The organism is Chryseobacterium sp. SIMBA_028 (genome assembly GCF_046535285.1).
Classification (GTDB): domain Bacteria; phylum Bacteroidota; class Bacteroidia; order Flavobacteriales; family Weeksellaceae; genus Chryseobacterium.
Map to the genome: position 1 here is coordinate 1 of NZ_JAWRWZ010000579.1, position 253 is coordinate 253.

Below are 253 nucleotides of genomic sequence, written 5' to 3' on the forward strand. Positions count from 1 at the left end.
CTGGAGTCCAATTGAGCAACGGCGGCACCCTCAACATAGTGGACAAGGGCGACAAGGTTGTTTTGAAGTTCTCCGAGTCACTCAGCGCTAACAGCATCTGCAGTGCCTGGACCGACAACACAACCACCCAGACGCAAAGGGGCAACAATGCTGACCAAGTGGTGGTCACGATCAGCGCCACGGCCAGTGACAACACCTTGACCGTGTCCGGTTCTGCCTGCCCGAGCTTGAGGGTTGGAAGCGTGTCATTGGG

General features: G+C 57.3%; 1 protein-coding gene. It reads right to left on the reverse strand.

What is annotated here, in order from left to right; all coding sequences use genetic code 11:
* Positions 1 to 253: hypothetical protein (locus SCA31_RS24570; RefSeq protein ID WP_410699583.1), on the reverse strand; the 253-nt coding region annotated here is incomplete at both ends.